Source organism: Stenotrophomonas sp. MYb57, from assembly GCF_002966815.1.
Lineage (GTDB): Bacteria > Pseudomonadota > Gammaproteobacteria > Xanthomonadales > Xanthomonadaceae > Stenotrophomonas > Stenotrophomonas indicatrix.
On record NZ_CP023271.1, the window covers coordinates 2,442,582 to 2,451,232 of the forward strand.

Genomic DNA, 8,651 nt, shown 5'->3' on the forward strand with positions numbered 1-8,651 from the left:
CCGGATATCACTCATGCATGCATGATATGAATGACGAATTGGCGAGCGGCGCAGCATCCAGGACGCCACACTCCATGGCGCGATCCATGCACGGGCGCGGTCCGGCTCAACGATCCAGATGCTTCTTCTGCAGGAACTCACTCACCAGATCGGCGATCTGGACGTTGTTGAGGTCTGAGAACAGGAAGTGGCTGTTGCCACGGATTCCCATCTCCGGCAGATGGATCAGGGTGACATCACCGCCCTGCCGATTGACGGCATCACGCCAGGCGCGGGCCATTTCCAACCGGGCCCGCCAACTGTCCTGCGCCGGCAGGTCAACGGGCTTGTCAGGGATGTTGTCGCCATACAGCACCAGAATCGGGATCCGGGTCAGCGCCTTGAATTCCGCGGGCGAAACCAGCGCGGGAGCGACGGTATCGAACGCGCTGGGAATCGGTGCCGGCGCATCGTCCTTTGCGAACACGAAGCTGCTGCCAGGCTCGAACGCGACGATCGCGCGGACGTTGGGGCTTTTTATGGCCGTCATCCAGCCAGGACCACCCGCCTGCGAATGGGTAAACAGGATCGCAGGCCCTGTCTTCTGCAGCACGGCGGCTACCCCGTCCGACACTACGCCGAGGTCGAAGGGGCCGGTGTTGGGCGTGACCGAACGGAAGAACTGGTCAAGCGCGGCCTCCCCTTTCGGGAACTGGCTGCCAGCGAAGCAGTTTGGCCAGAGGCCGATCCGGAACTGGTTGAACCACATCTGATCGTCTGCCACGGGCTTCAGCGTCGCCTCGACCATGCTTCGGCCGGCCTTGCCGCGCCGTGGTTGATCGATCAGGTAGGTAGCGAAACGACGACGCAGGAACAGGTTCTGGAAGCCCTCACGCCCATCGGCCGTCGTCTCCCAGCTCTTGGAAGACTGGCCCGCACCGTGCCACATCACGATGGGCAACGTGCGCGCGTTCACCGGCTTCTGGTAGAAGGCGTAGACGTGATCGCCGTGATAGCTCTGGCCATCCGGATTGGAGGGCTTCAACGGATCGAACGTGCCAGACTCCTTCTTGGTCGTGCCCCCAGCGAGGAAGCTGCCTTGCGAATCGATCTGCAGTGGCTCGTTGGCCATGGCGGTCGTGGCGCAGAGGGAGACCGCTATCCAGAGCAGTGTGGAGGGGAAGCTGGGCACCAGAGTGCGAAGGCGCGTGCGAGTCTGCATGGGTCACTCCGTGACAGATTGTCAGGGGAATCTACCCTCCGGGCCATCCTGGAAGAAGCGCGGGAGTGCATATGACCAATGCATGCAGGATATATATGCACGTCCATCGTGTTGCAGTGGGTGTGAGTGATGAGCGCTATCGCGCCAGGGCCTCGGCCAGAATATTGCCCATCACGTCAGATCTTGGCATTTGGTTGACTGGAATTTCGGCTTGTTCAAACCACGCTCGGCTGGCCTCAGGGTGCGGACCCGTCAGAACAACTTTTCCCGAACCATAGCGGTACGCGGCGGCGCTTACATCGCCATTCCTGTAGTGCCCAAGCGCCTTGAACCCAGGAGAGGGAGATTCAGGGAAATAGGGGCCGTCCTGGAAGAATATTTGATCTTGATGCCCAAGCCACTCCACGGCAACGGAATCGTCGACAATCGAATGCACTGGGAAGCCAGGACGGTTGACGGCACTATCCAACTCCTCGTCAATCAGCGCTAGATTGTTCGCGTCCGCCAGATACGCGCCCATGCATAAGCCAAGGTAGTGGCCGCCCTGATCGACGTACTCCCTGATGGCGTTCGAACGCTGCTTGCCTAGAGCACGAAGAGCAGCTGGAATATTCTGGCCTCCACCAGGTTGAATGTAGAGATCGAAGCGCTTCAGATTTTCAGATGTAACATCCAGCGGCTCATCCGACCCGACGTATTCCACCTGGTACTTTCCCGATTTTTCGATCGAGCGTCGAACGGTCTCAGAGCAGTCATCGCATCCCGCATCGCCACGATAGACTGCGATACGAGGAAGAGTCGAGGATAACGCCGCGCCCGAAACCGGGAGCAGTGATGTCAGGAGTATTCCTGCCCACAGGTATTTAGCCACCGGAAGATCTCCTGTAAATCACTGAAGTCATCTGCATACGACGGTGGCCAAGAGCGGTGGCGGGTGGCCGGATTACGCTGCATTGCGGGTGAATTTGCTCTGAATCAAATGGACACAGAATGATGCGGGAGCATGTCCACTGCGTCCCTGTCCCACCGACATTTGTAGCGGCCACCGAGCCGTAGTTGAGGCGGCGCCACTTGGCGTCTTGCCGGCCAGCGGCCGGCACTACCCATGCGATGCGGATGTTCGGAATCGATATTACCGTGATGCGTCACGGTCAATGGCATGCGCCTTCAGTCGGGCGCACGTCGGGGCCTGCCACAGCCATTTGCTGGCGGGACCGGCGCTGCAGCCGGCACGGTATGATGCCGACTTTCTCGCACTTGCCATCGCTCTAGCGCGCGTTGCTGTTGGCTCGCGCCGGTGCAGCTGAGACCCACCCACTCCATGCTCGCTTCCTGTTCCCCCTTCATCATCTGGGCGGCCGTGGCCGTTGCCACCGTCGGCCTGCTGTTCCGGCCGTTCCGCATTCCGGAGTACGTGTGGGCGCTGGGCGCGGCCGCGCTGCTTCCGCTGCTTGGGGCGGTGTCGCTCGGCACGACCTGGCACGCGGTTGCCGAAGGGCGGGATGTCTACCTGTTCCTGGTCGGCATGATGGTGCTGGCCGAGCTGGCGCGGCGCGAGGGCCTGTTCGACTGGCTGGCGCTGTATGCGGTACGGCATGCGGGCGGCTCGGGGCGGCGGTTGTTCGACCTGGTGTTCCTGGTCGGCACGGTGGTGACGGTGTTCCTGTCCAACGATGCCACGGCGGTGGTGCTGACGCCCGCGGTCTATGCGGCGTGCAAGGCGGCCCGCACCAACCCCCTGCCCTATCTGTTTGTCTGCGCGTTCATCGCCAATGCGGCGAGCTTCGTGCTGCCTATTTCCAACCCGGCCAACCTGGTGGTGTACGGCAACCACATGCCGCCGCTGCTGCAGTGGCTGGCGCAGTTCGCGCTGCCTTCGCTGGCCGCGATCGGTGCCACGTATCTGGTGCTGCGCTGGGTGCATCGCCGCGAGATCGCGCAGCCGTTGGCGGCATCGCCCGAGCATCGCCCGCTTACCGAGGGTGGCCGCCTGAGTGCGCTGGGCGTGTTGTTCACCGGCACCGTGCTGCTGGTGACCTCCGCACTGAACGGCCCATTGGGCCTGACAACGTTCTGTGCGGGCGCGCTGAGCGTGGCGGTGGTGGCGATCCGCCAGCGCCGCAGTCCGCTGCCGCTGTTGCGCCACGTCTCCTGGGGCGTGCTGCCGCTGGTGGCCGGCCTGTTCGTGCTCGTTGAAGCGGTTTCGCAGACCGGTGTCATCCAGACAGCGGCCAGCAACCTGCAGGCGCTGGCGCAGACCTCGCCGCACCACGCTGGGTGGCTGGCCGGAGGCGCTGCCGCACTGCTCAGCAACGTGGCCAACAATCTGCCGGTGGGCCTGGCGGCGGGCTCGCTGGGCCAGATGGCCGAGCTGCCGGCGCAGACGCGCGCGGCGTTGCTGATCGGCGTGGACCTGGGCCCGAACCTGTCGGTGACCGGCTCGCTGGCTACCATGCTGTGGCTGGTGGCGCTGCGCCGCGAAGGCGAGCATGTCAGCGCGCTCGACTTCCTGCGTGTCGGCGCGCTGGTGATGCCGCCCGCGCTGATCGGGGCGCTGCTGCTGCTCTGATCAGGCGCGGGCTGGAACGCCAGGCGCGCCTATCGCGACCAGCGCAGCGCCCAGGATCGGCAACTACCTCACAGACACCTGGTCAGTACACCGCCCCGGTGCAGATTACTCGGCGTAGCTTGCGGTGTTCTTGCCGTGCCGTTTGGCGTGATAGAGCGCCTTGTCCGCCTTCGCCAGCCAATCTTCTGCGCTGCCCGTGCCAGCCGCTGCGGCGATGCCGATACTGACGCTGAACTGGATATCGGCTGTTTCAGGGGCGCCCGGCTCCTGCAGGTAGTGCCTTATCTGCTCGGCCACATCCATGGCCTCTGCCGGTATCCGCTGGCGCAGCAGGACGGCGAACTCATCACCGCCCAGACGCGCTGGCATGTCACCCGGCTGGGCCAGCTGACGCAGCACTACCGCGATGCGGCGAAGCACCTCATCGCCGGCACGATGGCCATGCGAGTCATTGATCCGCTTGAAATCATCAACATCAAGCATCAGCAGGCACGCGTCGCCGCCGTGGTGCTGCCCCGTCTGCAGCACCTGCTGGGCGCGCTGGATCAGGAAACCGCGGTTGGCCAGCTCCACCAGCGGGTCCATCCGGCTCAGGCGCTGCAGTTGGCGATTCTGTGATTTCACCCGGCGCGCCAGCCGCCAGCTCAGCACGCTCAATCCGATGCCGTAGACGAACAGGAAAGGCAGGCTGAGGACAACCGTGCGCTGCGAGGTGATGGGTTGATAAGGCAGGCCCAGGGCAAGCCAGGTGGCGGCGAAACCGACCATCAGAGCCAGGGTTGCCCTCGTTGCCAGGCGGATGCCGCCGGCGGCGATCTTGTCGGCCACCAGCAGCGCGGCAAACAACGCACTGGGCACCGTGCTGAGGGCCATGAAGGCGATCCATGCGCCTCCAAAGAGAGAGTCGACGATCATGCAGCGGAACTGCGCTGCTGCAGGCTCACGGGCGCGACGTGTCAGGAGCATCGCCAGCGCCGGCCATGCGAGGGCGTTGAGCAACAGCAGCACCCAGGGCGCAGCATCCGCCTGACGCTTCAGAATGATCGAGGCAATCGGAAGCGCGCCCAAGCCGTTCCCCACGAAGCGCATCCAGCCGATGCGCCGGGCTGCACCGACGCCCTCGACGGCGACTTCTGTTGAATCAGTGAAGAACGGCATTGCCAGCTCTCCTGATGATCACTCCCCTGCAATTCAGCCGGACACCCCTTTGTGCGCGAGTCTGACATCTGTGCGTCAACGACAGGTCAATGAGAGATGGAGTGCTGCAATCGCAGTCGCATCGCGAGATTGCGAACGTGGGCTCCATCCGGGGCGACGAGATACCTGCGCCCGACGGCATTCCTGATCGACCAGGCGTAGCGCTACCGGGCACGTGCTGTTAACGCTCCCGCATTATGCTGACCGCCTCATTGGACCTCCGCGAGGTGCACCCCTTGACCAAGCTGCATACCCTGATGATCGCCGGCTGCCTGTCTGCCTTCAGCCCCTTGGCCCTGGCTGAAACCGTGAACCTGACCAACAGCGCCGACGGTGCCAACCGCGAGGCCGGCATTGCTGCGGTCAAGAAAAAACTCCACGACGCGTGTACCGATCGCAAGGGCTCGCCCGACGCAGCGTCGTTCGAAGTGGTCTTTGAGAAGACCAGCGACAACCCGAACGTACCCAAGCCGTATTACGTGGACGGCAAGATGAAGTGCGAGTTGCCGGGGTGAGAGCGCGATGTCACCGGCGGTCGTGCCGCCATTACCCCCGCGGCGGCTGCGTGCCGCCCGGGGGCCCGTGCCGGAATCCCTAGCGACGCAAGGCGTCGATGATCACGCCGGTGGCGATCTCCACCAGCAGGTATTCCGTATCCGACTGCCGCACCCACCGCTGACCGCGACCGGGGTCGCGCAGACGGTAATGCGCGTAGTCGTCCACCCAGTAGCGGCGGTCAACCTCGGCCCAGGGCAAGCGGTCGCCGCGGCGCCATGCCTTTTTCTGCCAGCCCGGCGGCGGTGCGTCGCGGTTGTGGGGGCCGCCTGCATGGGGTGGCGGTCCGTTGCCACGTGCATGGTGCGGCGGATCGGCCCAGGCAGGGGCAGCCATCAGGGTGATTGCAGCGCCCAGGGCAATGCCAAGCAAATGTCTGGTTTTCATGGGAATGTTCCCGGTCCAGCCGCGGTATGCGGCGTTGTGACCCGGAATATAGGGCAGCGCCTGTGAATGAATCCGTGCACCCCGATCGGACCCGATGGGCGCCCGCAAACCCGCAGTCAGCAATGCGGCGCCCTCACCCTCTGATCGACCAGCAGTGCCATCGCGGCGCTGGCGGTGATCAGCGGGCCATCGGCATGCACCATCCGGTCGGGCTGCACATGCGCGGTGGTTGCCGCGCGCCTTTCATGCTGCTCCACGCAGCACGAAGGACAGATGACGGCTAGATGTGAAACGCCGGACCCGCCGACAACGTCGCCGAACTCACCCTGACACGGAACACAATGAGCAGGCTCGCGATGAGCATCACCGCCGCAGCAACGGTGAGCACGGCAACAATGCCCCCGAACCCGAACACCAGGCCGCCCAAAGCGGCACCCACGGCGATGGAAGACTGCACAGCAGCGACCACCATCCCGCCGGCACTCTCGGCCTGATCGGGCACCGCACGTGCAACCCAGCTCGACCAGGCCACGGGCACGCCACCGAAGGCCAGGCCCCAGAGCGCGACCAGGACCGACAGCCCGCCAACGCCCACCGGAAACAGGAGCATGCCCAGCGCGGCTGCGCCAACCAAAGCGGGCATGATCACCAACGTGACTTTCAAGCTGCGCTCCATGAGCCAGCCGGCCAGCAGGGTGCCAACGAAATTCGCCACACCGAATCCGAGCAGAATCAGCGCCAGGCCATCCGCGCTCATCTGCCCCAGGCTCTCCAACGTGGGGCGGATGTACGTAAAGAGCGAGTACTGACCGGTGTGCGCCAGAACGCAGCCCAGCATGCCGACCGCAACGCCTGGCCGGCGCAGGAGCCCCACCACCGACTCTGGGACTGCCGCCTTGCGCGGGGCCATTCGGGGCAGCGTGAACCACTGGAACGCAAACGTGAGTCCACCTACCGCCGTCGCAGCCCAGAAGGCGCTGCGCCAGCCCAGCAGACCTCCCAGGTAGCTCCCCAAAGGAACGGAAACCACGGTGCCGACCGCAATGCCGCTGAAAATGATGGAAAGCGCGCGAGGCACGCGCTGCGGCGGCACCAACCGCATGGCCACGGCCGCTGCCATGCTCCAGAAACCGCCCAGCGCGATGCCCAGAAGGACGCGCATCACCAGCAGGACGCCCATGCTGGACGACAATGCCACCAGGGCGTTGGAGAGGATCATCAGACCCGTGAAACTCAACAGCACCAGGCGCCGGTCTATCGAACGGGTGAGCCGCGGCACCAGCAGGCCAGCGAACAGGGCCACTACAGCGGTGACCGTCACTGCTTGACCAGCCAGCGCCTCCGACACCGCCAGGTCCGCCGCCATCGGCGTCAACAGGCTGGCAGGCAGATATTCGGCCGTGAGCAGCCCGAAGACACCCATGGCCAGCGAAAACACCGCTACCCATGCCGACGAAGAAGGTTCCCCGCTACTCCAGGCCACAGAATCAGGTGCGTCTGCGGCATCAGCTACGTCATTACTCATCAAAAATCCCAGTGCAATCGTGCAGCCGAGAGTCTAGGGAGCTACACCCGGATGATCTATGATTACCTGACCTGTATTTTTGATCGAAACCCCGGGCCGTCTCATGAGCCACGCTCCATCCCAGCCCACCGACCTGATCAGCGAGCTGCTGACCGGCATGCGGCTGCATGGCGTTCAATACCGACGCATTCAGACCGGGCCGACCTTTGGGCTTGGATTTTCTCCGAAGCCAGGCCATGCCTACTTCCATTACCTGGCAGTGGGCACTGCCATTCTTCGTGGCGCGGACGGTAGCCAACACCGCCTGTCTGCCGGGGATGTCGTGCTTCTTCCCCGCGGAGAAGGACACGCGTTGCTGTCGGGCGACGACCACCCCGTCCAGTGCCTGGAAACGATAGACGCAGCCCCGCTGGGTGACGCGGTGAGCGGCATAGACACGTGCCCGAGCACGCACGCCGTGCCGAGCGCAGTGCTCTTCCACGGCTGCATGGTGTTCGATCTGGGCGGCATGCAAGGGTTGAGCAAGGTGATGCCGGCGGTGATGTTGGCCGATGGCAACGGCACGCAGTTCCCTGGGCTGTTGCCCATGGTCGACGCGATGAAGCGCGAGGTGTGCTCCGGACGTATCGGATATGCAGGAATACTCTCCCGGCTGGCGGATGCAGTGGCCGCCATGATCGTTCGTGACTGGGTCGAGCGCGGTTGCGACGGCGCATCCGGCCTGGTCATGGCCATGCGCGACCCGCGTCTATCGCTGTCGTTGCTTGCCCTGCACAGAGACCCCGGGCGTGACTGGACCGTCGAAGCGCTGGCCGCAGAATCCAACATCTCACGCTCTGTCTTTGCAGATCGGTTCCAGACCGTTATTGGAACCGCACCCCTGCGGTACGTGACTGAGCTGCGAATGCAATTGGCAAGTCAATGGCTGACCCACCAGAGCCTACCGATCGAGGTAGTGGCAGAGCGTCTCGGTTACGCGTCGCAGGCAGCGTTCAGTCGCGCCTACAAGCGCGTCATCGGGCACTCGCCTGGCACGACCCGGCGCGGGCGCGTCTTGGCCTCGACATAGAAAGACCTGCCGCCCTGCTTCCGAACAATCGTCTCGCACTGTGCGGTTCATCGCCGCTGCAGCTCTGCAGCGCGCTTCATCATCAATGCGCACTACGTTCCCGAAGACCAGCAGTGCGCCGGGCAGGCTGACATCCATCGTAGCCGAG

At 64.1% G+C, this 8,651-nt stretch carries 8 protein-coding genes; 3 read left to right on the top strand and 5 right to left on the bottom strand.

Annotated elements, in window-relative coordinates:
• Positions 1 to 106: 106 nt before the first annotated feature.
• Both CLM74_RS11225 and CLM74_RS11230 read right to left on the bottom strand, forming a co-directional pair.
• Positions 107 to 1,201 carry an alpha/beta fold hydrolase gene (locus tag CLM74_RS11225; protein WP_105164078.1) on the bottom strand — a complete coding sequence of 365 codons (1,095 nt, stop codon included), beginning with the start codon at positions 1,199 to 1,201 and terminating at the stop codon, positions 107 to 109.
• Positions 1,202 to 1,337: 136 nt separating this feature from the next.
• On the bottom strand, positions 1,338 to 2,072 hold the full coding sequence (locus tag CLM74_RS11230; protein ID WP_234003334.1) for a BPL-N domain-containing protein: 735 nt from the start codon (positions 2,070 to 2,072) through the stop codon (positions 1,338 to 1,340).
• Positions 2,073 to 2,522: 450 nt separating this feature from the next.
• Between CLM74_RS11230 and CLM74_RS11235 the strand changes: the two genes are divergently transcribed.
• Positions 2,523 to 3,770, top strand: a complete 1,248-nt coding sequence (locus tag CLM74_RS11235) for an arsenic transporter (protein WP_105164079.1) — start codon at positions 2,523 to 2,525, stop codon at positions 3,768 to 3,770.
• A gap of 105 nt (positions 3,771 to 3,875) precedes the next feature.
• Here CLM74_RS11235 and CLM74_RS11240 read toward each other — a convergent pair whose 3' ends face one another.
• Positions 3,876 to 4,928, bottom strand: a complete 1,053-nt coding sequence (locus CLM74_RS11240) for a sensor domain-containing diguanylate cyclase (RefSeq protein WP_105164080.1) — start codon at positions 4,926 to 4,928, stop codon at positions 3,876 to 3,878.
• A 275-nt stretch (positions 4,929 to 5,203) separates the two neighbouring features.
• On the opposite strand from CLM74_RS11240, the gene CLM74_RS11245 reads away from it, so the two are divergent.
• Positions 5,204 to 5,482: a hypothetical protein gene (locus tag CLM74_RS11245; RefSeq protein ID WP_033832140.1), complete on the top strand. Its 279-nt coding sequence runs from the start codon at positions 5,204 to 5,206 to the stop codon at positions 5,480 to 5,482.
• Between the two features lie 79 nt (positions 5,483 to 5,561).
• Here CLM74_RS11245 and CLM74_RS11250 read toward each other — a convergent pair whose 3' ends face one another.
• Positions 5,562 to 5,909, bottom strand: coding sequence for an RcnB family protein (locus tag CLM74_RS11250; protein WP_105164081.1), 348 nt, complete (start codon positions 5,907 to 5,909; stop codon positions 5,562 to 5,564).
• A gap of 280 nt (positions 5,910 to 6,189) precedes the next feature.
• On the bottom strand, positions 6,190 to 7,347 hold the full coding sequence (locus CLM74_RS11255; protein ID WP_199776047.1) for an MFS transporter: 1,158 nt from the start codon (positions 7,345 to 7,347) through the stop codon (positions 6,190 to 6,192).
• Positions 7,348 to 7,537: 190 nt separating this feature from the next.
• On the opposite strand from CLM74_RS11255, the gene CLM74_RS11260 reads away from it, so the two are divergent.
• Entirely contained in the window at positions 7,538 to 8,503 is a 966-nt protein-coding gene (locus tag CLM74_RS11260) for an AraC family transcriptional regulator (RefSeq protein ID WP_105164083.1), read from the top strand.
• The last annotated feature ends 148 nt before the right edge of the window (positions 8,504 to 8,651 follow it).

What these genes read in the sequence shown, in the direction of transcription:
- CLM74_RS11225 (WP_105164078.1), bottom strand. Translation starts at nt 1,201, where the DNA reads ATGCAGACTCGCACGCGCCTTCGCACTCTGGTGCCCAGCTTCCCCTCC.
- CLM74_RS11235 (WP_105164079.1), top strand. Translation starts at nt 2,523, where the DNA reads ATGCTCGCTTCCTGTTCCCCCTTCATCATCTGGGCGGCCGTGGCCGTT.
- CLM74_RS11240 (WP_105164080.1), bottom strand. Translation starts at nt 4,928, where the DNA reads ATGCCGTTCTTCACTGATTCAACAGAAGTCGCCGTCGAGGGCGTCGGT.
- CLM74_RS11250 (WP_105164081.1), bottom strand. Translation starts at nt 5,909, where the DNA reads ATGAAAACCAGACATTTGCTTGGCATTGCCCTGGGCGCTGCAATCACC.
- CLM74_RS11260 (WP_105164083.1), top strand. Translation starts at nt 7,538, where the DNA reads ATGAGCCACGCTCCATCCCAGCCCACCGACCTGATCAGCGAGCTGCTG.